20 protein-coding genes and 1 other annotated feature are annotated in these 24,778 nt (G+C 44.8%); of the genes, 18 read left to right on the forward strand and 2 right to left on the reverse strand.

Annotated features, from left to right (window positions below):
• Positions 1-14: 14 nt before the first annotated feature.
• From MKY14_RS00875 to MKY14_RS00940, 14 genes are all read left to right on the forward strand, one after another.
• Positions 15-920, forward strand: coding sequence for a fumarylacetoacetate hydrolase family protein (locus MKY14_RS00875; protein ID WP_340975566.1), 906 nt, complete (start codon positions 15-17; stop codon positions 918-920).
• 12 nt (positions 921-932) lie between these two features.
• Positions 933-1,772: an amidohydrolase family protein gene (locus tag MKY14_RS00880; protein ID WP_340975568.1), complete on the forward strand. Its 840-nt coding sequence runs from the start codon at positions 933-935 to the stop codon at positions 1,770-1,772.
• Between the two features lie 33 nt (positions 1,773-1,805).
• Positions 1,806-3,575: an IlvD/Edd family dehydratase gene (locus MKY14_RS00885; protein WP_340975570.1), complete on the forward strand. Its 1,770-nt coding sequence runs from the start codon at positions 1,806-1,808 to the stop codon at positions 3,573-3,575.
• A 318-nt stretch (positions 3,576-3,893) separates the two neighbouring features.
• On the forward strand, positions 3,894-4,910 hold the full coding sequence (locus MKY14_RS00890; protein ID WP_076301377.1) for an NAD-dependent epimerase/dehydratase family protein: 1,017 nt from the start codon (positions 3,894-3,896) through the stop codon (positions 4,908-4,910).
• A complete protein-coding gene (locus MKY14_RS00895) occupies positions 4,910-5,980 on the forward strand; it encodes a dihydrodipicolinate synthase family protein (RefSeq protein ID WP_340395386.1) in 1,071 nt (356 codons plus the stop codon). The genes MKY14_RS00890 and MKY14_RS00895 overlap by 1 nt, the downstream gene beginning before the upstream one ends.
• Positions 5,981-6,110: 130 nt before the next feature.
• The gene (locus MKY14_RS00900; RefSeq protein ID WP_076301246.1) at positions 6,111-7,292 is read left to right on the forward strand and encodes a MalY/PatB family protein; all 1,182 of its coding nucleotides are present in this window, start codon (positions 6,111-6,113) and stop codon (positions 7,290-7,292) included.
• Positions 7,293-7,409: 117 nt separating this feature from the next.
• Positions 7,410-7,700: a hypothetical protein gene (locus tag MKY14_RS00905; protein WP_036679330.1), complete on the forward strand. Its 291-nt coding sequence runs from the start codon at positions 7,410-7,412 to the stop codon at positions 7,698-7,700.
• A 63-nt stretch (positions 7,701-7,763) separates the two neighbouring features.
• On the forward strand, positions 7,764-8,714 hold the full coding sequence (locus MKY14_RS00910; RefSeq protein ID WP_280752712.1) for a nucleoside hydrolase: 951 nt from the start codon (positions 7,764-7,766) through the stop codon (positions 8,712-8,714).
• Positions 8,715-8,870: 156 nt separating this feature from the next.
• Entirely contained in the window at positions 8,871-10,124 is a 1,254-nt protein-coding gene (locus MKY14_RS00915; protein ID WP_445254241.1) for a stalk domain-containing protein, read from the forward strand.
• A gap of 62 nt (positions 10,125-10,186) precedes the next feature.
• Positions 10,187-10,418, forward strand: a binding site (T-box leader).
• Positions 10,419-10,481: 63 nt separating this feature from the next.
• Positions 10,482-11,288: a class I SAM-dependent methyltransferase gene (locus MKY14_RS00920; RefSeq protein ID WP_340975572.1), complete on the forward strand. Its 807-nt coding sequence runs from the start codon at positions 10,482-10,484 to the stop codon at positions 11,286-11,288.
• Positions 11,289-11,333: 45 nt separating this feature from the next.
• Positions 11,334-12,275, forward strand: a complete 942-nt coding sequence (locus tag MKY14_RS00925) for an AraC family transcriptional regulator (protein WP_248549283.1) — start codon at positions 11,334-11,336, stop codon at positions 12,273-12,275.
• A 402-nt stretch (positions 12,276-12,677) separates the two neighbouring features.
• Positions 12,678-13,631: a radical SAM protein gene (locus MKY14_RS00930; protein ID WP_038569765.1), complete on the forward strand. Its 954-nt coding sequence runs from the start codon at positions 12,678-12,680 to the stop codon at positions 13,629-13,631.
• A gap of 121 nt (positions 13,632-13,752) precedes the next feature.
• On the forward strand, positions 13,753-14,799 hold the full coding sequence (locus tag MKY14_RS00935; RefSeq protein WP_076125035.1) for a bile acid:sodium symporter family protein: 1,047 nt from the start codon (positions 13,753-13,755) through the stop codon (positions 14,797-14,799).
• 196 nt (positions 14,800-14,995) lie between these two features.
• Entirely contained in the window at positions 14,996-17,029 is a 2,034-nt protein-coding gene (locus MKY14_RS00940) for a methyl-accepting chemotaxis protein (RefSeq protein WP_076125037.1), read from the forward strand.
• Positions 17,030-17,194: 165 nt separating this feature from the next.
• Here the strand turns inward: MKY14_RS00940 and MKY14_RS00945 are convergent, their stop codons facing one another.
• Positions 17,195-18,472, reverse strand: coding sequence for a histidine--tRNA ligase (locus tag MKY14_RS00945; RefSeq protein ID WP_076125039.1), 1,278 nt, complete (start codon positions 18,470-18,472; stop codon positions 17,195-17,197).
• A gap of 354 nt (positions 18,473-18,826) precedes the next feature.
• Between MKY14_RS00945 and MKY14_RS00950 the strand changes: the two genes are divergently transcribed.
• From MKY14_RS00950 to MKY14_RS00960, 3 genes are all read left to right on the forward strand, one after another.
• Complete coding sequence (locus tag MKY14_RS00950; protein ID WP_076125041.1) at positions 18,827-19,480, forward strand: HD domain-containing protein; 654 nt, start codon at positions 18,827-18,829, stop codon at positions 19,478-19,480.
• A gap of 86 nt (positions 19,481-19,566) precedes the next feature.
• Positions 19,567-21,012, forward strand: a complete 1,446-nt coding sequence (locus MKY14_RS00955; RefSeq protein ID WP_076280986.1) for a DEAD/DEAH box helicase — start codon at positions 19,567-19,569, stop codon at positions 21,010-21,012.
• Between the two features lie 255 nt (positions 21,013-21,267).
• Entirely contained in the window at positions 21,268-21,618 is a 351-nt protein-coding gene (locus MKY14_RS00960) for a hypothetical protein (protein ID WP_340975574.1), read from the forward strand.
• Here MKY14_RS00960 and MKY14_RS00965 read toward each other — a convergent pair.
• Complete coding sequence (locus MKY14_RS00965; RefSeq protein WP_340975576.1) at positions 21,604-22,032, reverse strand: hypothetical protein; 429 nt, start codon at positions 22,030-22,032, stop codon at positions 21,604-21,606. The two genes, MKY14_RS00960 and MKY14_RS00965, sit on opposite strands and share 15 nt — an antisense overlap.
• A gap of 334 nt (positions 22,033-22,366) precedes the next feature.
• Here MKY14_RS00965 and MKY14_RS00970 point away from each other — a divergent pair, with 334 nt between their 5' ends.
• Positions 22,367-24,682, forward strand: a complete 2,316-nt coding sequence (locus MKY14_RS00970; protein ID WP_340975579.1) for an endo-1,4-beta-xylanase — start codon at positions 22,367-22,369, stop codon at positions 24,680-24,682.
• The last annotated feature ends 96 nt before the right edge of the window (positions 24,683-24,778 follow it).

Here is a 24,778-nt window from a genome sequence, read left to right on the forward strand (position 1 = left end):
GGGGTGTTTTTTATATGAAGCTAATTACATTTTTGCAAAAAGAGGATAATCATATGGGTGTGCTAACCGACCGTGGAGTGGTGGATATTGAGGCTGCACAGACTGCCTTATCCACACGGCTGGAGGCTCCGGTTCCTGTAACAGTTAAGCAACTGCTTGACGGCGGCATGGAGGCGCTGAATCAACTGAGGAATTTTGTGAATGAGCTGCCTATGGAAGAAGAAAACTCAGCCTGGCTGAAGCAGGTGGAAGACTTGACCTTCGGTCCCTGTGTTACCGATCCTGGCAAAATCATCTGTATCGGCCTGAATTACCGCAGGCATGCAGAAGAGACAGGAATGGCAATTCCGGAATATCCGATCTTGTTCAATAAATTTAACAATACATTAACCGGACATGGCTCGGAGGTTCCGTTGCCGAGGACCGCTCACAAAGTGGATTATGAAGCAGAGTTAGGCATCGTAATTGGACGGACTACGAAGTATGTTGCCGAGGAAGCTGCCTTAGATTATGTATTTGGATACTGTTCTGCTAATGATCTGTCAGCGCGTGATTTGCAGCTGCGGACGAGTCAATGGTTAGCTGGAAAGTCCTGTGACAAATTTTCACCGATTGGACCCTATCTTGTATCTGCGGATGAGGTGGGTGATCCCAATCAGCTCGATATTCAGTGCACGGTGAATGGGGAACTGCGTCAGAGCTCGAACACTTCGGATATGATTTTTAACTGCAAGCAGATTGTTAGTTATATTTCTCAGTGCATGACACTTTCTCCGGGTGACATTATTCTGACCGGAACACCGGAAGGAGTCGTGATGGGCTACCCTCCAGAGAATCAGGTTTACCTGAAGACTGGTGATGTGGTGACGGTGCAGATTGAGAAGCTTGGCGCCCTTACTAATACGATGGTCAGCGAATAGGAGGAAACAGGGATGATCTTCGATTGTCATACCCATTTGTTTGGGCCGGGCATGGTTTCAGGACCTACGGATGAAGCGATCAAACGAGCTTGGGGGCCGGATATGAATATCGAAGCAACCCCTGAGCAGCACCGCCGTAATTTGGAAGGTTTCTCCGGTGCTATTGTACTTGCTATGGCTGCGTATGCAACGGGACTTGTCGTGCCAAATGCTTATGTCGCTGACTACTGCCGCACTGATCCAAACCGGCTATTTGGTTTTGCCAGCGTAGATCCTAACCATCTGGATTGTGTTGCTGAATTTGAGACTGCGATCCGGGAAATGGGGTTAAAAGGGCTGAAGCTTGCCCCTATTTATCAGAACTTTTACCCTGATGACCCCAAATATTTTGCTCTCTATGCCAAAGCTGAACAGCTGAATGTGCCTATACTTTGGCACCAAGGCACCTCATTTGTGCCAGAAGGATATCTGGATGCCTCCAGACCGGCGATGCTGGATCCCATTGCCCGTGCTTTTCCAAAGCTGAAGATGATTGTGGCGCATATGGGCCATCCGTGGGTTGACGAATGTATTTCGCTGGTACGTAAGCATCCCAACATGTACATGGATGTATCTGCGTTAGGTAGCAGACCTTGGCAATTCTACAATGCGCTCGTATCTGCTATGGAATATGGGGTTCAAGACAAACTATTGTTTGGGTCAGATTATCCGTTTTTTGGGACACAGAAAATGCTAGAAGCGCTTTACCATATTAATGATCTGGCGGAGGGAACAAAGCTGCCGCAAATTCCGCAGGAATTCATTGAAGGCATTATTCATCGCGCTACACCGGAAATTCTCGGGCTGGTTTAGTCAACAACTGTGGTTGCTAAAGGAGATGGGGTCATGGCGGAGTGTAGAGACTGCGAGGAGAGTGCAGCTAGATTCGGTGGTAAGTTGAAGAGTGAAGCTTTTTTTCAGGAAAAGGATCTTTGGGGATTCATCCACCGTTCCTTTACGAAGTCGATGGGATACACCGAAGAGGATATCCACAAACCGGTGATTGGCATTTGCAATACGTTCAGTGAGCTGAATAAATGCCATTCACATTTTAATGAATTAGTAGATTATGTGAAGCGCGGCGTTTGGCAGGCTGGGGGAGTGCCGATGGAATTCCCGACCATCTCTATCGGTGAGCCTTATGTGAAGCCAACGACGATGCTGCTGCGAAATTTAATGGCGATGGATACGGAAGAAATGATGAAGGGGCATCCCATTGACGGGGTAGTGCTGCTTGGGGGTTGCGATAAAACAGTGCCCGCACAGTTGATGGCAGCAGCTAGCGCCAACATTCCAGCCATTGTGTTGACAGGTGGACCCATGCTCAACGGGCGGTTGGGTGGCCGCAGTCTCGGAGCGTGTACGGATTGTTACGGTTTTACACTGGAACACAAAGCAGGAAATATCAGTGACGAGGAACTGGCTATTGCAGAGAACGCAATCTGCCGCAGTGACGGTCACTGTATGGTAATGGGCACAGCCAGCACGATGGCCTCGATTGCGGAGGCCATCGGCATGGCTTTACCAGGCTGCGCAGCTATTCCGGCTCCGGACAGCAGACGCCGACATATGTCTGAGCGCACCGGCAAGCAGATCGTCGAGTTGGTACGCCGCGATATCCGTCCACGTGACATCATGACTGCGGCGGCGATAGAGAACGCGATCACGGTTACGATGGCCAGCGGCGGCTCGACGAACGCGATTATCCATCTCGTGGCGATCTCCCAGCGCCTTGGGATGAAGCTCCCGCTGGAGACCTTTGACCGCATCAGCAGCCAGACACCGTTCATTTTGAATCTGCGCCCTTCCGGCAAGTATCAGATGGAGGAGTATTTTGAGGCGGGTGGAGTGCCAGCCTTAATGAAGGAGCTGGAGCCGCTGCTGCATGGGGATTGCATTACTGTCACAGGTAGAACGGTTAAAGAGAATCTGGTTCAGGCAGCCACACTGGACAGGGATGTGATACGTACCTTGGAGGAGCCGCTCGACAGCCAAGGTGGAATTGCTGTATTGCGCGGAAATCTGGCGCCGGATGGGGCGCTGATCAAGCAAACCGCTGTATCGGCGCATCTCAAAAAGCATATCGGACGCGCAGTAGTCTTTGAGAGTCCGGCTGATCTAAACGAGCGGATCGATGACCCTGATTTGGTCGTGGATAAGAACAGCGTGCTGGTGCTCAAGAACGCAGGGCCTAAGGGCGCGCCTGCCATGCCGGAGATTGGGCAAATTCCGATCCCGCAAAAACTGCTGAAGCAGGGCATCCGCGATATGGTCCGTATCTCTGATGCTAGGATTAGTGGGACCTCTTATGGCGCATTGATTGTACATGCGGCACCGGAGGCGGCCATTGGCGGAACGTTAGCACTTGTGCAGGATGGCGACGAAATTGAGTTGGATATTTCCGCAAGGCGCCTGGAGCTGAAGGTGGCGGATGAGGAGCTGGCCCGTCGGCGGCTCTTATGGCATGCGCCTAAGCCGCACTATGACAGGGGCTATGGCTTGCTGTTTCACGAACGGGTTCTTCAGGCGAACCTTGGTTGTGACTTTGACTTCCTTCTGCCTGTTGAGCTTAGGAAAGAACTGCTGGGCGCTGCGAGTTCGCTTCACTCGAAATAATCTAATACATGCGCATAATAATTGTACTTTATACAACTATAGCCTGTCGAAATGCCCTTTTTGAATTTTAACTGCATTTTATGCAGTTAAATCTTAGCGCATTATCATTTTTAGCCTCGTGCTGAACTATTAATTGCAGAAAATACAACTAAATAATCATCTATGGATTTGCGAGGCGTTTTAATTGTATGAAATACAACTAAATTGCAAAATCACTAATGTGGCTGCCATAGAACGCTACAGTTAACCAACTGTCCAATCCATCTTTCATCATATAAACGTAGCTTGTTAACAGCCAACAGAGGGGAGAGTTCAATGATGCAAACCGTTCAAGAGCTGGAAGACCGCTTAGCCCGTCCGTCCGCAGCACTGATTGATGAATTGAGCCAGCTTGATGGGGATATTATGCTGCTGGGTGTGGGGGGCAAAATGGGTCCCAGCTTAGCAAGGTTAGCCGTGAACGCGATTCGCCAAGCAGGGCTGGACAAGAAAGTCATCGGCGTTTCACGCTTTTCGAACAAGGTGCTTAGCCGCGAGCTGGAAGCGGCTGGGGTTGAAATTATCTCCGCTGATTTATCAGACGATAAAGCATTGCAGGCACTCCCTGAAACGCAAAACATTCTCTATATGGCCGGGAATAAATTCGGCACCACAGGCAATGAGCATTTTACTTGGATGATGAACGCCTATTTGCCGGGACGCGTAGCAGAACATTTCCGTAATTCCCGGATTGTGGTGTTCTCGACAGGTAACGTTTATCCGTTCACTCCGGTTGGTCAAGGGGGAGCAACGGAAAGAACTTCTCCGAACGCAAATGGGGAGTATGGGCAATCCTGTTTGGGCCGGGAGCGGATATTTGAGCATTTCTCACATAAAAATGGAACACCGATGTTTATATATCGGTTGAACTATGCTATTGATCTGCGGTATGGCGTGTTGCTGGAGCTGGCTCGGTCGGTTAAGGAAGGCCGGTCCATTGATATAACAATGGGTCATGCCAATGTGATTTGGCAGGGCGATGCTAATGAAATCGCCTTGCGAGCGCTGCTTCGTTGTAGTTCCCCGCCAAATGTGATGAACATTACCGGACCGGAGACGTTGTCTCTCCGCTGGGCCGCTAATGAATTTGGCCGAAAACTGGGCGTTGAACCGATCTTTACAGGGCAGGAAGCACCCACTGCACTGCTAAGCAACGCGGCGAAGGCTGCCGCCACTTTCGGCTATCCCCAGGTATCGCTAGCCGAAATGATCGATTGGATTGGCGATTGGGTAGGACGAGGCGGAGAAACCTGGAACAAACCCACGCATTTTCAGGAGCGGGAGGGCAAATATTGATGACGCTGAAAAGAAAACCTCTGACTACAGCTTTAAATGCCGCACTTCATGATGGATTGGCTATTCCCGCGCATCCGCTTGCTCTAACTAAGGAACGAAAGCTGGATGAACGTCGTCAACGAGCGCTGACTCGCTATTATCTCGCTTCTGGGGCGGGAGGAATCGCGGTCGCAGTGCATTCCACTCAATTCGAGATCAGGAATCCGGAAATAGGGCTGCTAGAGCCCGTGTTACGTCTCGCTGCGGAAGAGGTAGAACGTGCCCAGCTAAATCGGCCATTCTTGAAAGTGGCAGGCATCTGCGGTGGGACGGAGCAGGCGGTCCTCGAAGCTCGACTTGCTGTAAGCTTTGGTTATGAAGCCGGACTGCTCAGCATGGGAGGTCTGCAAGCCTTAAGTGAGGAAGAGCTCCTGGAACGGGCGCGCAGAGTAGCGGAAGTGATTCCTGTATTTGGTTTCTACCTGCAGCCATCTGTGGGCGGGCGGATCTTAAGCTTTGATTTTTGGAAGGCATTCGCTGAAATAGAAGGCGTGATCGCCATAAAGATGGCACCATTCAATCGTTATCAGACGCTGGACGTAGTCAGAGCCGTACTTGACTCCAGCCGTAGTGAAGAAATTGCCCTCTATACCGGAAATGATGATAATATTGTCAGCGATCTACTCACAACTTTCCGATTCATGGTGAACGGCAAGCCGGTTGAGAAAAAAATAGTTGGTGGCCTGCTGGGTCACTGGGCGGTATGGACGAGCAAAGCTGTGCAAATGCTGAATGAGATTAAAAAGATCCGCAGTGAACCCTCGTTAGCAGCAAGCTGGTTAACCTTTGGGGCTGAGGTGACAGACAGTAATGCAGCGTTATTTGATCCGGCCCATCATTTTCATGGCTGTATTCCTGGTATACACGAAGTGCTTCGCCGACAGGGATTGCTTGAAGGCTTATGGTGTCTGAATCCGGAAGAACAATTGTCACCGGGTCAAATGGAGGAGATCAACAGAGTCTACAAGGATTATCCCCATCTGGTGGATGATGAATTTGTCGCTGCTCATTTGGATGAATGGCTGCAATAATTCGAGGTTGTACCTGATTGAGTTATGGAGAGCGTGCTTTCACGAGTGCGTTCTTTTTTTGTGCAGTATGCCATATCGGTTTCCTCATGATACAATAAAAGATAAGTTTATAAGGATGAGGTGACTTTAGTTGAAGTATGATTTCGATCGCGTAATTGACCGCCGTAATACTAGCTCTTACAAATGGGACCAATCCGAGAAGTTGTTTGGTGAGAAGGATATTATGCCGCTTTGGGTGGCAGACATGGATTTTGAAAGTCCTCCCGCAGTGAAGGAAGCCATTCTGCGCCGCGCAGAACAAGGAGTTTACGGTTACAGTGTACCTAGTGATACTTATAAAGAAGCCATCACGTCATGGTTTAAAAGACGGCATGATTGGCAGATCAAACCGGAGTGGATTTCAGATTCTCCCGGAATTGTAACTTCCTTAAGCCTCTCTGTTGAACTGTTTACTGAGCCTGGGGACGAGGTTATTTTACAATCGCCAGTTTATTATCCCTTTTATGATGTCATCCAGATGAATGACCGGAAGGTTGCCAAGAATCCGCTTATCGTCCGTAATGGGCGCTTTGAGATGGATTATGAGCAATTGGAAGGGTTGATGTTGGGTGGAGCGAAGCTGCTGCTGTTATGCAGTCCGCATAATCCAGGCGGTAGAGTATGGGAAAGAGAAGAGCTGTTGAAGCTCGGTGAACTGTGCTTGCGTCACGGAGTGACAGTTATCTCTGATGAGATCCATTGTGATTTGGCGCTTCCAGGTTATGAGCATATTCCTTTTGCATCCTTGTCTGAGGAAATTGCCAATATTACATTAACCACCCTTGCTGCGACCAAAACCTTCAATCTTCCGGGGCTTCAATCCTCTTTTATCGTGTCCTCGAATCCGGAATTGAAACGTAAATTTGATCAAAAAATGAAAGCCTTGAGCTTACATATGGCTAGTTTCTTCGCGCAAGGAGCGGTACAAGCCGCTTACAATGACGGAGAAGAATGGCTGGATGAGCTGTTACAATATGTATCAGATAATGTGGATTATACGGTCAGCTATTTGGCGGAGCATTTACCACAGGTTCATGTGATGCAGCCGCAAGGAACCTACCTGCTCTGGGTGGATTGCCGCGAACTGAACTTGGAAATAGACGATCTGAAGCAGCTGATGTACAAAGAGGCTAAAGTGGCTTTTAATGAAGGTTCTGTTTTTGGAACAGAAGGCAAAGGCCATCTACGAATTAATCTGGCTTGTCCGAGATCCACATTAGTTGAGGCATTGGAACGCTTTTGCAAGGCAGCCGCAGCTTATACAACGAAATAAACGGTGATTACTGAAGCTTGATGATTCCGCTAATGGGATCGTTAAGCTTCTTTATTTTGCAATAGGGTAAAAAGAATAATAAAATGGAGTCCATTACGACAAGCAGGAGGACTGCAAATGAAATGGGTAGCTCAGCTTCCGTATTATAAGATACAACGAGAAATTAGGGATGGAGAACAACGAAGTGTTGCTTCCAATCGGCTAATGTATCTGTATCAAGATAGAATTGTAACACGTCATCGGGAATTCCCGCTAAAAGATATTTTCGATATGTCTTATCGCTCAATGGGGGATATGGGCGGCATGTTCTATCTCCACACGAGTAAGGGCGTGTATGCTTATTTGATAGAGTGCGATCCTGAGCGGTTTATTGAAGCCTTTAAAGAACAGGAATTGAATAAAAATTGAGCGACCCTCGTTGGCCGTGATATGATAGCTTTTATGAAAAAAACATAATGGGAGAGAACATAAATGAGCAAAACACGAATTATTATTGATGCAGATACAGGTATTGACGATGCACTGGCGATTCTATATGCCTTACGTGCTCCAAACGTAATTGTAGAAGGAATTACAACCGTTTTTGGGAATATTGAGGTCGAAAAGGCGGCGGACAATTCACTGCGGCTAATTGAGCTTGCTAAGCCCGGTTATGAGATTCCTGTAGCGATCGGAGCATCCAAGGCACTTGTTCGTGAGCACTCAGGCTACGCCACTCATGTGCATGGTGAGAACGGTATTGGCAATGTGGAAATTGCTCCATCCAGCCAGCGTCCCATTAACGAAACTGCATCTGAGTTTATTGTTCGGATGGCTAATGAGAATCCCGGAGAGATTGTATTAGTCACACTGGCACATCTAACCAACCTTTCTATGGCGCTTGATATGGACCCTGGTATTAAGAATACTTTGAAAAAAGTAGTGGTGATGGGCGGTACGATCTTCAATCCCGGCAATAGAACACCGGTTGCGGAAGCGAATATTGCCGGGGATCCGGAAGCTGCTGATCATGTATTTACATCTGGGCTTCCTGTTATGATGGTGGGTCTAGACGTTACGCTTAAGACGCGGATTACACAAGAGCATATCGATTTATTAAAACGTTTTGGACGTGAAGAAAATAAAGCGATCATTTCGTTTATGGAACAATCGCTTACTCATTATTTTAATTTCTATCGTGAAGCGAACTTTTTGATCAACAGCGCACCGCTGCATGATCCACTCGCACTTATGGTTGCGCTGCAACCAGATCTGGTAACCTACAAAGAGATGAATGTTCGAGTGGAGCACAAAGGTGAGTTTACATCGGGAATGGTCGTAGCGGACTTGCGGGCTCAGCCAAAAGTGGGTAAACCCATACAAGTTGCAGTGGATGTAGATGTTGAACGGGCAGTGGGAACCTTTTTGAGCGTGTTTATGTAATTTTGCCGACCTCTTCTAATATGACAAATAATTTCGCAGCTCATAAATGACAATCTATTAATTTTACAATTGGATAATCTTTGGTAAAATGGTAGAGGACATATAAGAGTTTACAAGATTAGACTGCATATCATAGAAGAGGGAGACTTAACATTCATGAATAAGCGAATCGGTAAATTAGTATTATGTATGGCTATTTCGCTAGGAGGCACCACGGCGTTATTCCAAAATACCACACAGGCAGCCACAGCTGGTGGAGTTAGCATTGTGCTGGATGGTTATCCACTACCATTTCCAGTAGAACCTGTTGTGATGAGCGGAACAACGATGGTGCCATTCCGAGCTATATCTGAAGCTTTGGGAATTAATGTCGAGTGGAATCAAGCGCAGAAGAAAATTACGGCTACCAAAACAGATACTGCAGGGACTAAAGTGGTAACCCTGACCCTTGGCAGCAAAAATGCAGGTGTTAACGGCGCGGTTGTGAAGTTAGGAGTTGCTCCGCAGACGATCCGGGATACAACGATGATTCCCCTTAGCTTCTTCGGCCAGCAGTTTGGTGCGGGTGTAGCTTGGAATCAATCTACGAAGACCGTATCTATTACTTCGCCGAAGACTGAGCTGTACACTCTTGGTTTCTATGCTCTGAGTTCTTATAGTGAGATTTCCTTACTTCCTAATTTTGATGCTATGGCCTTCGGTTGGAGTGGGATTGATAAAAGCGGGCAATTCACCACAACGGGGACTGATTTCAAATGGCCTCAGGCGGCTGGTGACGTAACACCAGAATCGATTGTCACGAATGCAGCGGCAGGTGGAACTGCTCCTTATCTGATGGTCTTCTCTGGAGACACCGCATCAGAGTTAACTAAGAACCTGGAAGATAAGCAGCTTCAAGAACAGACGATTACTGGAATCGTAGATCTTGCAACGCAAAAAGGATTCCAAGGCATTACCCTGGATCTGGAGGGCCTAGGTCTAACCGGTGATAAGGCGAAGGTGCAAGCAGATTACAATGCTTTTGTGAAAAACCTATCACAAAAAGCACATGCAGCAGGACTTAAACTTACCGTTATTCTTCATCCATTAAATAGTTCTTATAAAGGTTATGATTACAAAACTTTAGGAACACTTGCAGATGATTTGGTCATTATGGCGTACGATTATTTACAAGAGAAAAAAGTTCCAGAGCCGATGAGTTTAGTTGATGAAGGCATCAGGCTTGCGCTTCAGCAAGTGAGTAAGGATAAGCTGATCCTAGGGATCTCTGTGTATAGCGAAAACGAATCTTCAGTGAATTCGAAGGTAGGACTTGCTAAACGTTATGGCCTTAAAGGAATTGCAATCTGGCGTTTAGGTCTGATCGGGCAGCCTGTCTGGAACGAGATGGGGAAGTCAGTAGAGCTGTAAATGGAATTTGTATTGACAGGGAATAATTTCTAAATATATACTAGGTCAAAATACAATACGGAATAAACGTGATGATTGGGAGTATTAAGGAATAACTACTGCCCAGAGAGCTGCCGGTTGGTGCAAGACAGCGGAGTAGGTTCCCCAACTCACCCATGAGCGGTAAGATCGAACCTCAGTAGATCTTAACGGCTAACCCTCCGTAATCGGGTTCTAAGATTCGTTGTTTATTATACGCAATATGCAACGATCAAAAAGAGTGGTACCGCGAAGGTTAAACCTATCGCCTCTTTGGAGGCGATAGGTTTTTTCTGTTCTCTACAGAAAAAAATACAATTGAAGGCGGGTGTTTTGGTAATGGGCAATATTATTGATTATTACTCCCAATTTGATGAGTGGGGAAGATTGGATAGGGAGCCGCTGGAGTTCATCATTAATCTGCATTATATAAAACAGTATTTAACTACCGCACAATCTATACTGGATAATGGTGCTGGGCCCGGTAAATATGCCATGGAGCTGGCGAAGCTCGGCTATAACGTAACGTTATCGGATCTTACCCCTAAGTTAGTTGAAATAGCTCAGCAGAAGGTTAATGAATTAGGATTAACTGAGCAATTTAAAGGTTTTCATGTGCTGAATGCAACTAGTTTAGAGGGAATATCAGACGAGAGCTTTGATGCTTCTCTGATGTTAGGCCCTTTATATCATTTGCAAGAAGAAGAGGATCGGATTTTAGCAGTTAAGGAATTGTTTCGTGTGACAAAGAAGAATGGCATCGTATTTGTAGCCTTTCAAAGTCGGATGAGAATGACTCTTACATCCTTACAGTTCCCACAACATTGGAAGCCTAATGACAACATGGATTCAATACAAGAATTTTATGATAGCGGGATTTTTAATCATAAAGATGAAGGTAGGTTTACGGGAGCTTATTACTTCAATATTGAGGACATAAAATCTTTCATGGAGGAGAATGGATTTCAAACCATTGATTTAATTGGTTCTTCTAGCCTCGGAGCATTACTGACAAATGAGCAGAAACAATACTGGACTGACCGGGGTGAACATGAGGAGCTCTTAGAATTTCTCATTAATGCAGCAAAGGATCCATCCATTTTGGGGATTTCATCTCATCTGTTGTATATAGGGCGAAGAAAATAAATAAGAAAAAAATCATTTAATCATCACGGGATTGAGGTAGGTCTAGTGAACAATGATTACAGGGTGCGTATTCAGACGGTTCTTCATTTTATTGAGGACAACTTAGATCAAGAAATAAATCTAGAAACGCTAGCTGAAGTTTCTAATTTTTCTAAGTATCATTTTTCTAGAGTTTTTTCTGCAATTACAAATAAAACACCAATGACCTATCTGACGGAAAGACGTCTACATCACGCGATAACCTATCTTGAAACAACCCATAAAACCATGCTAGATATCTCAACTCTATGCGGTTTTAATTCCATCTCAAGTTTTAATTCATCCTTTAGGAAACTGTTTAAGACAACCCCAAGCGAGATGAGAAGGTCAAGGCAAGAACATAGCAATTATCAGTTAATGTCCAGCAATAATCAGGAAGAATTGTCTCCTTCTAAAAATTATGATGTGAGTATCAACATAAATAATTTTTTAAGGAGAGTATGGGAAATGAACATTGAGGTAAAAGAACTTCCAAGTTATCAAGTGGCATACGTAAGGCATGTTGGCAGCTATCTTGAAACGTATAAGGCATGGGGAACACTCAGCAAGTGGGTTGAGAAAAATGATTTACCGTCAACAGAATACTTCATTGGTATTTCTTTAGATGATCCCAGCGTGACTGACGAATACTCTTGTAGATATGATGCCTGCATAACCATTCCAGAAGAGTTTGTTAAAGAGGGTGATTCGAGCGTAGAGTTCAAAACTTTATCTGGTGGTCTTTATGCCTTATATTCGTTTTATGATACGATCGACAAATTGGCTATTGCCTATCAAAGTGTGTACGGTCAATGGCTACCTAACAGTGATTATGAACCGGATGATCGGTATGCGCTCGAATTTTGTATGAATGATCCATATACAGACCCTGAAGGTAAAGCAAAAGTTGATCTTTATATCCCTATAAAAAGTGTCGGTGGACATCACCAGTTTGAAGATAACCTGTAATATACATGCCTGAATGCGTATCGGTTTATCCATCACTCCACGAGGCTTTCGGACTCGGATGACGTTATTTGTATGTTATCAGCTATCAAAACATGATTTCGGACTCCGCTGACGCTATTCATTGGCAAAAGGCTCATATTGGGCGTTTTTCCGGTCAATAGGTGCACTGGAGTCCGTTGGCATTCTTAAAATAGGATAATTTTAGGTTTAGGGTCAGCTGAGTCCGTTACAGGTTACTATGCGTATCTGAAAGTGATTACGCATGCGCTTCCGACTAATTCGTTAATTAAACCGTACACTCGAATGTTATAAAACTCACATTAACCTAAGCCATAAACCTATATAATCTCTAAGGTTGAACTTTTGAACTAAATTCATTATTTTTCAGGAGGACTTTAGAGTATGAGATATAAAGCATTAGAGCTCGACAAACCGCTTACTTATGAGCTGGAAGGGTTAGAAATAGGGGTAACTTCGAACTGTAATTTCCGCTGCGATTATTGCTGTGCATATAATAGAAATGATGGACAAAGCATTAAAGCCAAAGAGGTCATCCGCATTCTGGACGAACTTCCAGGCCTTAAAAGAGTACGCTTATCAGGTGGAGAAGTGACGCTGAAATTCGATGACTGTGTGGAAATTGTAACCTACTGCGCATCCAGAGGGATTCAGACACAGTTAAATTCCAACGGCAGTCTTTTAAATGCTGAACGAATTGGCCAATTGGTCTCCGCAGGATTAACGACTATACATATTTCCTTCAATTTTACTACTGCGGAAGCTTTCTCAAAATATTATAATATTCATCCAAGCATCTATGAAAAAATAAGAGAAAATATTACCCTATTCGCTGCAACAAGTGTGGATACCGTACTGGAGACGCTGCTGTTCAGTGAAACCCAGGATAATATGAAGGAGATCAGCGATCATGTCTACGCAATGGGCGTGCGCACACATGAAATTCAGAACAGTATTATCATGGATCATACGGGTTGGAAGTCTATAGCTGCACGGGAACAATTAAAGAATGCAGTGAGTGAGCTGATCGCACGGAAGAAAGAAGATACGATTCTGTATTTCACCTGTATGGACCGCTTTATGGACGCCCTTGGGTTCGAAGAGCAGCCGGGTGTGTATTTTCCTCACTGTATTGAGGGGAAGAAGCAGCTTCATCTGCATGGAAATGGCGACATTTTGATTTCAGAGCTTTGCCATCCGGTGATTATCGGCAACATTTATCAAGGAACTTCACTAAAAGATTTATACAATAATATGCCGGCGCCATTGGCACAGTTTTTGGATAAGCAACCCTGCCCAGCACTGGATGCATTGTTTCCACAAGGCATAGAAGTTTAACACTCTATATAGATTACTTCGAGGGACCAATTTAAGAATTGGTTCCTATTTTTTTATGGTAGACTTAATAAAAAACAAAGATAAGGGATGTATGAGCTTCATACATAAGGTGTACTGCCAAGTGTTTGCTAATATAAGAAATGGACTCATCAAATCTAATGTTGTTCTAGAAAAGATTATGCCGTTATTAACACCCACGGCCATCGTGGTCGGCGTACTTAACGAAAGCAGACTGCTGCCGTTCACAGGTCTCGTGCCCTGGATTTTTGCTGTAATGACGCTGATCGGAAGCTTGAAGTCCAACCTAAAGGATCTGTTGGGGGTACTTCTGAAACCTCAGAAGCTGATTATTCTAATGGTAATTTTACATATTGTAATGCCGCTGATCGGCTGGCTTGCAGCCATGGCTTTTTTTCCGGGAGATCCATATACAGTAACTGGTTATGTATTGTTGTTCGCGATTCCTACAGGTGTTGTAAGTGTGGTATGGGTGTCGATGTACGGAGGGAATATTGCGCTGACATTGGCGCTTATTCTGATTGATACGCTCTTGTCGCCCATTGTTGTCCCGGGTACCTTATATTTGCTGATGGGAGCGAGTGTTGAAATTCAGCTAGGCGATATGATGAAAGGGCTGCTATGGATGGTAGTCATTCCTTCTGTAGTTGGGATGCTGCTGAATCAATGGACAAAAGGGAAAGTAAATACGGTATGTGGACCGCCGCTTGCTCCGTTTGTTAAAGTCGGATTGTTTGTAGTTGTTTCTATTAATGGGGCCAGCATTGCCCGTTATCTGAAACATCCGGATGGCAAATTAGCGATCATAATTGGAGTGACCTTCATAACCGTTGTGCTTGGCTATGTAATCGGAGCTTTGGTGTCACGCCGCTTCCGCTTTAGTTATGAAGATTCCGTGGCTGTACAGTTTAATTCGGGTATGCGGAATTTAAGTGCGGGAGCTGTATTAGCGGTGAAATATTTTCCTCCTGCTGTTGCGCTTCCAGTAATTTCGGGGATGTTGTTCCAACAAATACTCGCTGCGATGTCTGGTCTATTTTTACGTAGTAGAACTAAACGACTGTTAAGTGAGGGTGCATTAATGCAAGCGAATACGGTCTCTCAGCTAGAACCACATAGTTCATCTAGGACAGATGACAGGCCTTGTTAAACATCTTGTGAAGGATATATGACCTAAAAGCTGTGATATTTTATTCATTTACATGAAAAATTTCGACATTTTATGATATATTTCTTATTTTTGCGCGATTTATATTCACTATTCAACTTTGCCACCCGATAGTAATTGTATTATTTACAATTTCATTGTTCGCAAATGAACAAGCAGTCGGAAGGATGAAAAGAATATGAAGATTCGCCTAAAGTTATCACTTGTTATGATAGGTGTGACCCTTTTATGTATTTCTGTAATGGGGATATTTACGTATTTGAAATCAACTCAGGCGATTGTGAATCTTACTGAGAATTCTATGAAGCAGGTCAATACGAACAAAGCTCAGACTATATCAGCCATGATAGCAAAAGAGCAGAGAAGTACAGAGCTTATTGCGAGCCGTTCGGAAATTGTTGATCTACTGCTGCAAGCTGGGAATGGTGGAGTTAACAAAGGAGATAAGCTTCAGAATGAGGTGAACGCCAGTCTACAAAGCATTGTGGAGGAAGCAGGAAACCTTGAGCACATTCTAGTCAGTGATATGAAAGGTATTAGTGTGGCTGACAGTGATACTAAGCTTATAGGGACAGATTTTAGTGAAAGAGATTATACGAAAAGAGTAATGGAGACGGCTGAACCTGTGATCAGTGAAACGCTGAAATCAAAATCTACAGGAGCTTATGTAGTGGCTTTTGTACAGCCAGTAAAGAGTAATGGAAAGATGATTGGATTTATTGCATCAGCTGTTTCCGCAGATAGTATGATTAAGTATTTGGCCGATACCAAAGTGGTAAACACGACGAGCTCCTACGCTTATTTACTGGATGAGAACGGCAATAAATTATATTATCCGGATAAAACACAAATTGGTCAGCCTATTGAGAATACGCAGATCGCAGCTGTTATGGAGCGTGTGAAATCTGGTGAGAAGGTAGCGGATGGCCTGCTCAATAATACATATAATGGTGTGGAAAAAAAATCAACCTATACAGTTTTACCTGAGACGCACTGGTTGCTTGTATTAACCGCAGACCTCGATGAAATCGTGAAACCTGTCACTGATATGAGAAATTTCAACTTATTTCTTGGTGTGGGAAGTTTGATTATTGCCTTGCTGATTGCTCTTTATTTTGCTAAAAAAATCTCTTCTCCGATTGTTAAACTAACGGACATGATTAATAAAACGGCAGAATTGAATTTGACGCATGACTCAGAGTATGAGTATTTGACTAAAAACAAAGATGAGACAGGGACGATCGCCAAAGCGATGTTCAGCACTCGGGCTACACTTCGTGAGATGGCTGGAAGCTTAATTACGATCTCGTCCAAAGTGCTTGAAAATGCAGAAACGCTGGAGAAGCTGTCTATAGATGTGCGGGAAAATGCCCACGATAATTCGGCGACTACGCAGCAGCTATCGGCAGGTATGGAAGAGACCGCAGCCTCTACAGAGGAAATGACAGCAGCAATTACAGAAATTGATAACAATGTATCCGGGATCACCAATAATGTGAAGGAAGGCGCTGCCGTTTCTAGACAAATTAGTGAGCGGGCGCTGACTCTCCAAGATGAGGCAACAGAATCTACGACGAATGCTAAACAAATTTATGAATCCGTGCGAATGGATATGGAAAAAGCGATTGAGCAGTCGAGCGCGATTGCAGAGATTAATGTACTGACGGATACGATTCTATCCATTGCCAGTCAGACCAATCTGCTGGCCCTGAATGCAGCTATAGAAGCGGCAAGAGCGGGTGAGGCAGGTAAAGGTTTTGCGGTTGTAGCTGGTGAGATTCGGAAGTTGGCTGAGAAGTCGTCTAAGATTGCGGCCGGAATTCAAGGTGTGGTAACAGGTGTTTATTCCTCTGTTGAATCCATGAAGGAGAATTCTGAGGCATTACTTTCTTTTATTGATCAGAATGTTCTAGCAGATTATGAACGATTAACTGAGGTAAGTCAGCAATACAACAGTGATGCTGCCACCGTAAATACGCTGTTAAAACAATTCGAGAGCGCAGCTGATCATTTGAGTATGGCTATATCAAGTATTAATATTGCCGTTAATGAGGTAGCTGCTACAGTAAACGAGGGAGCTATAGGGATTCAGGATATCGCGGTAAAAACGGCGGATATCGTGGAAAAAACATTCCTAGAGGTTACTATGGCTGATGAAAATACTCAAAGTGCCAAAGAGCTTCAGGGGTTAGTAGATAAGTTTAAGATCTAAGGGTTTGAAATGAATTAAGGGAATCCTTATCTCTTTTTCATAAAATATTAAGCTTGCAGGGTTATAGTACATGTATAACCTCCCTTATATATAGACTTTACCCCGCCGGTCGCCGGCGGGGTCTTTTTTTATGCAGATCTTTTTAGGAGGATATCAGGCAGCAGTTTAGCCAGTAATAAGGTAGATAGCTTCATCTAATGGAACTATAACCTCTGTTTGTTCCTTCATATCCTTCAGACGCACCTTATCCACACTGGATTCACTCTCGCCGATCAGAATAACGTAACGTATATTTTGGGATGAGGCTGTGGCGAGTTGCTTTTTAAGTTTTCTTTTACCGGATACCAGACTGGTCCGGATAGAACAGGCACGGAGCTCGGCGGCTGCAATTAAAGCCTGTGGGAGCGTCTCGCCAATCGGAATGACCATAACCTCTGCTGTCTTGCGCTCTTGGATAGGACGTTCTGCAAGGAGCGCCATGATAGACTCCATACCAAAAGATAAGCCAACCGTAGGATATTGAATATCCTCTCTGCCCACTAGCTGTCCGATGATAGCGTCATATCTGCCTCCACCACCCAAGCTTGAGGTAAAGGAACCGGATGCATCAAAGATCTCGTAGACGGTTCCAGTGTAGAAAGAAAGCCCGCGGGATAAGAAGGGATCGAAACGGCAAGTCTGCTGCAGCTGAATGTCTTGGAGCAGCTTTTGCAGGACAAGAACCTCCATTGCTCCCGGTTGTCCGGTAAGACTATATTTTTCGCATAACTGCTCAAAGCTTGGATTGTCCATTTCAATAAGCTCTAGAATAGCAGCGATGGTTGCAGATTCGATTTCCTTGCTGATCAATTCATTTTTCACGCCGACGAGGTTGATTTTTTCTAATTTATCCAAGGTTAGCATAACGGACAGTTGGTCCTCGGCAGGTACACCAATCGATTCCAGGATCTCACCGAGAAAACGTCTGTTGTTCCATTTTAGGATGATCGGGATGTCCAGCTTACGAAAAGCCTCTGTGGCCAGCTGCATCAATTCAGCTTCCGCCTCAGATCCTGAAATACCAACAACATCAACATCGCATTGCAGAAATTCACGCAGGCGCCCACGTTTCACGGGACCATCACGGAATACTTTTCCGATCTCATAACGCTTGAAGGGAAACACTATTCCAGGATTTAAGGCGATCACTTTGGCAAAAGGGATGGTCAGATCATATCGTAAGCCCAGCTTGCGGTTGCCTTGATCGGTGAGTTGGTACATCTCCTTGAGAATTTCATCCCCACCTGCATATTTCGAGGTTAATAACTCCAGTTCATTTAATAATGTGGTGTCCATGGATTCAAAATCATAGAGTTCGAACAAATCCTGCAGCGTATTTTGAATGTTCTTTCTGAGCGCCTGCTCTTTTCCGAAGTAATCATAAGTTCCTTTAATGTTTTGCATCGTTAGTAGCTCCTTTGAATTGGCATAGTTTAGAAATAAAAAAACGCGCAGGACCTCATGGTCCTGCGCGTGATCTATGCCGCAGGGAGGCCAACGCGAGTAGCGTTAGCCTCCCTGAGAATTTCAGGGTTGCTAACGCTGTTTGTGATAATAATGAAGTTGATTCAGCATGATTGTTATGGTGTTCATCAGAATCAATTCCCTTCGACATTTTGATTACTGCCGATTATAGCGGATCATTTGGAGTCGTGCAAGTAAGAATTTGTTATAACAAAGATTTTTAGTAGGCGAATGGACAGGCAATCAGCTATAATAGGGCTTCGATATTTCATAGGTGAGGGGAGCTTGTTGACGATGAATCAACCTTTAATAATAGCCCGGGCGGAAGAATTTGTGAAAGAACAACTAGGACAAGATACTACGGGGCATGACTGGTGGCACACCCATCGGGTCCGCAGCACGGCATGTGAAATTGCTGAGATCGAGCGTGCGGATATTTTTATCTGTACGATGGCAGCCTTGCTGCATGATGTTGCAGACGAGAAGCTTAATCCGTCAAAAGAAGCAGGTCTGCTTAAAGTCCACACTTGGCTTACGGCAAACCTTACAGAGGAGGAGCAAATTCGTCATATCATGCTGATCGTTGAAACGATGTCTTTTAGTGGTGGTGGAGGAGAACCTATGCAGACTCTGGAAGGTCAAGTGGTGCAGGATGCAGATCGACTAGATGCACTTGGCGCGATTGGCATTGCCAGAACCTTTATTTTCTCAGGCGCAAAGGGACGTCCGGCTTATGATCCGGAAGTTTCTCCACGCGAGGAGTCGCTGCAGAAGGAATACAGGGATTATAGCAAAGGGACGGCTGTGAATCATTTTTATGAGAAGCTGTTGAAACTAAAATTCTTAATGAATACGGCTTATGGACGCAAGTTAGCGGAAGAACGGCATGATTTCATGTTGAATTTTCTGGACCAGTTCTATAAGGAATGGAATCAAGGACGCCAATAACTGTTATAATGATAAGTATGCACAAGATGGAAGGATCGCGGAGTTTCCGCTTTAACCAGAACAATCGGCATAGAAGAGGTTGAACGATGAGTGAATTGCAATTTAGAGATTATGAGTTAGACGAAGAGATAATTAAAGCACTGGATGTTCTGAAATTTATGACACCTACGGAGGTACAGAGCAAGGTAATTCCTGTAGCTTTGCAGCAAAAGGATCTGATTGTGAAATCGCAAACAGGCAGTGGCAAGACGGGAGCTTATGGTATTCCGCTTTGCGATCTGGTGGATTGGGTGGAGAATAAGCCGCAGGCTTTGATTCTTACGCCAACTCGGGAGCTTGCGATGCAGGTGAAAGAGGATATTACGAACATCGGACGTTTTAAACGGATTAAAGCAGTTGCTCTTTTCGGCAAGCAGCCCTTTGCCCCCCAAAAGATAGAGCTTACGCAAAAAACACATGTTGTCGTAGGTACGCCTGGACGCGTATTTGACCATATTGAAAGAGGCACACTTCCGCTAAATCGAATCAAATATTTGATCATCGATGAAGCTGACGAAATGCTGAGCATGGGCTTTATTGAGCAGATCGAGAAGATCATTAAGCAGCTGCCCAAAGAGCGAGTAACGATGTTATTCTCAGCTACCTTACCCGAAGTCATTAAGAATTTGTGCCTAAAATATATGAGCGATCCAACGGATATCGAGATTCAGGCAAGTGGAATTACGACGGCTACGATTGAACATGCGTTGATTGAAGTGAGACAAGCTGCCAAATTCTCTTTGCTAAGCGATATCATAACGGTGGAGAATCCGGATAGCTGTATTGTTTTTTGCCGTACGCAGGAGCAGGTGAATGCTGTATTCAGAGGACTGGCGGATCTGGAATATCCTTGTGATAAGATCCACGGGGGTATGGAGCAGGATGAGCGCTTTGAGGTCATGAATGCTTTTAAAAGAGGGCAATTCCGCTATTTAATCGCTACCGATGTGGCGGCTAGAGGGATTGATATCGAGAATATCACCCATGTGATTAATTACGATATTCCACTGGAAAAAGAAAGCTACGTGCATCGTACAGGCAGAACCGCGCGTGCAGGCAAGACAGGTAAAGCGATCACTTTTGTCACTCCGAATGAGCAGAAGTGGGTAACTGAAATCGAAAGCTATATTGGCTTCAGCATTCCGCATATGAAAGCTCCTTCGGACGACGCAGTGGCCTACGCAAAGGATGCGTTCGAGCAGAAGATCAATAAGCAGCCTGTCCGCAAGAAGGACAAAAGCGAAAGCTTAAACAAAGAGATTATGAAGCTATACTTCAACGGCGGCAAGAAAAAGAAGCTAAGAGCCGTCGATTTTGTCGGCACAATAGCAAAGCTTGAAGGTATTTCCGCCGGAGATATCGGGATTATCTCGATTCAGGACAATGTGACCTATGTGGATATTTTGAACGGTAAAGGCGCAATGGTGCTGCAAGCGATGAGAGAGACCACCGTGAAGGGCAAGCAGCTGAAGGTTCATATTGCGAAAAAATAAGTCAAGGATGACAGCTTATTGCTGAGTTCCTTGCAAATATGCCGCTACTGATGCGGTTTATATGAAGAGGGAGTCGTGTTCACAACACGGCTCTCTTTTTATTTGTTGTTGTATCTCAGTATCTCCATTATTTCATTGTAAAATTATAGAAACTAGAATATAACTTGTGAGAGGTGATAGATTGAAAGGTGAATTAAGAAGCACAAGGATGAAAGTACTCCTACAAGTCACCATTTGGGAATGAAAACGGGGAAGTTGGAAGTAGAAGTAGTAAAACAAATGTTTATAATGTATGCAGCACCAATAATTCTTCTGAATGTGTCTTGCAAGATAGCTTTAAAGACGGAAAAGCTTAGGTACAACATTTCTTGGTTAGTTATTAGTATTGTTCCTAGCACGAGAATTCTATTTTATTTAAAAGAATTACAAGGAAAAGAGTCTAGAGGTTCAGGGGTTGTTGATTTAAGTTTTTTTGATATTAAAACTGACTTTGATCAGATAAGTCTTATCTATTTTTTTCCTATAATATATTTAGGTATTCAACTAGTTTTGATTTTTTTACTACTGATCATGATAGTAACGAAAGAAAAATCAATATCTGACTAGCATAATGTTCTTGTACATACTAGGAATGCCGAAATGAACGGTAAAAATCCCGTACATTGTGCTGATCCAGCTGGAAGTGGCGAAATGTACGGTAAAACTCCCGTACAATGCGCTGATCCAGCTGGAAGTGGCGAAATGAACGGTAAAACTCCCGTACAATGCGCTGATCCAGCTGGAAGTGGCGAAATGAACGGTAGAAATCCCGTATAATGAGCTGATCCAGCTGGAAGTGGCGAAATGTACGGTAAAACTCCCGTACAATGCGCTGATCCAGCTGGAAATTGAGAAATGTACGGTAGAACTCCCGTACAATGCGCTGATCCAGCTGGAAGTGGCGAAATGAACGGTATAACTCCCGTATAATGAGCTGATCCAGCTGGAAGTGGCGAAATGAACGGTAGAAATCCCGTACATTCAGCCAGCATGTTATGTAACCCAAGAGACAACACCATAATGGTGTCGTCTCTTGGGTTTTTTCGGCGCTAAATGGAGCTGATAACGCAAATCCCTTCAGCTTAAGTAAAATAAGATCGAAAATAATTTATTTTCATTCCATAAATGGAAACAAATGTGATATTATGGCGATATAGAGCCCATACTTCACGGATGACCTGCCTAGCTTGGTTCCTCCTGAGGATAGGCTCTGATTTTTTTTATGAGGAAGGTGGTGTGGCTCGAGCGGTATCGGGGAACAGGAAGAAACGAAGCCATAAGGTTCGAACCTAATTCAGAAGGGAGAATCGAAGCGATGAAAAAAGGAACTTTTTTGAAAGCGCTTAATTTTGTTTTGGTTTTATGTTTGCTTGTACCTGTGTATTGGGCTGCACCCGCACATGCGGAGAACACGCTTATTCAGCAAAGTGATTTTGAAGATGGCACTGTTCAAGGCTGGAGTGGGCGTGGGGAAGTTGAGGTGCTTACAGCTAAAACAGATGCGGCACGCAGCGGCACATATGGCCTGGAGGTAAGCGGCCGAACAAAAACGTGGCATGGACCTTCACTGGATGTGACTAGCCAGCTGGAAGTAGGACAAACTTATGTGTTTATTGGATGGGTGAAGCTGCCTGCCGGATCATCTAACGCGAATATCTATATGTCACTGCAGCGGACATTACCTTCTACCATTCAATATGACAATTTGACCTTTGGTGCAGTGACAGCGAACGGTTGGGTGAAGCTTCAGGCGCAGTACAAGCTATTGGAGCCGGCAGATCAGCTTTCTATTTATTTTGAAGTGCCGGCTAGCGCGACAACTTCTTTTTATTTGGATGATTTTCGATTGGAAAAGCTACCCGATCTCGGTCCAATTGTCATCGAGGATGCGATTCCTTCGCTTAAGGATGTGTTTGCAAACAAATTTCTGATCGGCTCGGCGTTTACGAATAGTGAGCTGCTGACAGCTCCGGATCGGCAATTGTTGGCCAAGCATTTTGATAGTGTGACGCCAGGAAATGTTCTGAAATGGGACAGCACGGAGCCGCAGGAAGGTGTGTTTAATTTCGCTGAAGCTGACACGGCAGTAGCTTTTGCCACCGCAAATGGACAGCAGGTACGTGGACATACCCTAGTCTGGCATTCGCAGACACCGGATTGGGTGTTCCGTGACGCCAGCGGTAATTTGGTCTCCAAAACGGTGTTATATGAGCGAATGAAGAGTCATATTAAGACTGTTATGGAACGTTATAAAGGTGAAATCTATGCTTGGGATGTCGTCAACGAAGTGATTGACACTTCACAATCTGATGGCATGCGCCGCAGCCTATGGTACCAGATCGCGGGTGAAGAGTATATTGAGAAGGCGTTCCAGTTCGCTCATGAAGCTGATCCTAATGCAAAACTGTTCATCAATGACTACAATACGCATGAGCCAGCCAAAAGCCAGGCGCTATACAATCTGATTGTACGACTTCAGGCCAAAGGGGTTCCTATTGACGGAGTAGGGCATCAAACGCACATCAGCTTGTATTATCCTTCGCTCTCTGAAATCGAGAATTCGATTATCAAATTCAAGGCTTTAGGGCTGGAAACTCATATTACTGAGCTGGATATTAGTGTGTATTCTGATAATTCTCAAGCCTATGAGATCTTCCCTGATAATTTGAAGCAGCGCCAAGAGGCTTTATACAAATCATTATTTGAGATCTTCCTGCGGCACACGGATACGGTCACGAATGTCACTCTCTGGGGGAAGGATGACAGTAATACTTGGTTGCGCACTTATCCGGTAGCCCGTAACAATTGGCCTTTATTGTTCGATGAGCGCCTTCAATCTAAGCCGGCCTACTGGTCTGTATTGGAGACAGTGGCAGCTCCCGTAGTTCCAGCAGCTCCTGCTAACTTGAATGCAGCTGCAGGCAATGGGCTCGTGAATCTTAGCTGGAGCACCTCGGCGGGCGCAACTTCCTACACGGTGAAACGGTCACTTACGAGTGGTGGCCCTTATACCACTCTGACTACGGCTACCGGGACGAGCTATAGCGATGCGGCGGTTAGCAACGGAACGACTTATTATTATGTTGTGAATGCAGTCAATAGTGCGGGTACGAGCAGCAATTCTGTACAAGCGATGGCTACACCGCAAGACTCGGGGCCTGTCGAACCGGTCACCGGGCTTGCAGTGGCGTATCGGACAGCGGATACTAACCCAAATGACAACCAGATGAAGCCCTATTTTAATATTAAAAATAACGGCACAACTGCAGTCGATCTTAGCGAGCTGAGCATCCGTTACTGGTATACGATCGATGGAGACAAGCCGCAATCCTTTTTCTGCGATTATGCCCAGATCGGCAACAGCAAGGTAGCAGGCAGCTTTGTAAAGCTGGACACGCCCCGAACGGGAGCAGATTACTATTTGGAAGTGAAATTCAACGCAGGTGCGGGCATGCTTGCCGCTGGAGGAACTTCCGGGGATATTCAGACCCGGATACACAAGACAGATTGGAGCAATTTTAATGAGGCTAATGATTATTCGTTTAATTCACTTCAGACCGCTTATGCGGATTGGAACAAGGTGACCCTTTATCGGAACGGAGTGCTGGTATGGGGAACAGAGCCGCAATAGCGAAAGTAGGAGAACTGAGCTTTAATTGTGCCGTTTTTAATTTTTAGGGAAAACCTCCCTGAAAATAGCTAATTTTTGCTGGTTACTTAGCTTTTC

It is taken from the genome of Paenibacillus sp. FSL R5-0887, assembly GCF_038002305.1.
GTDB lineage: Bacteria > Bacillota > Bacilli > Paenibacillales > Paenibacillaceae > Paenibacillus_AQ > Paenibacillus_AQ odorifer.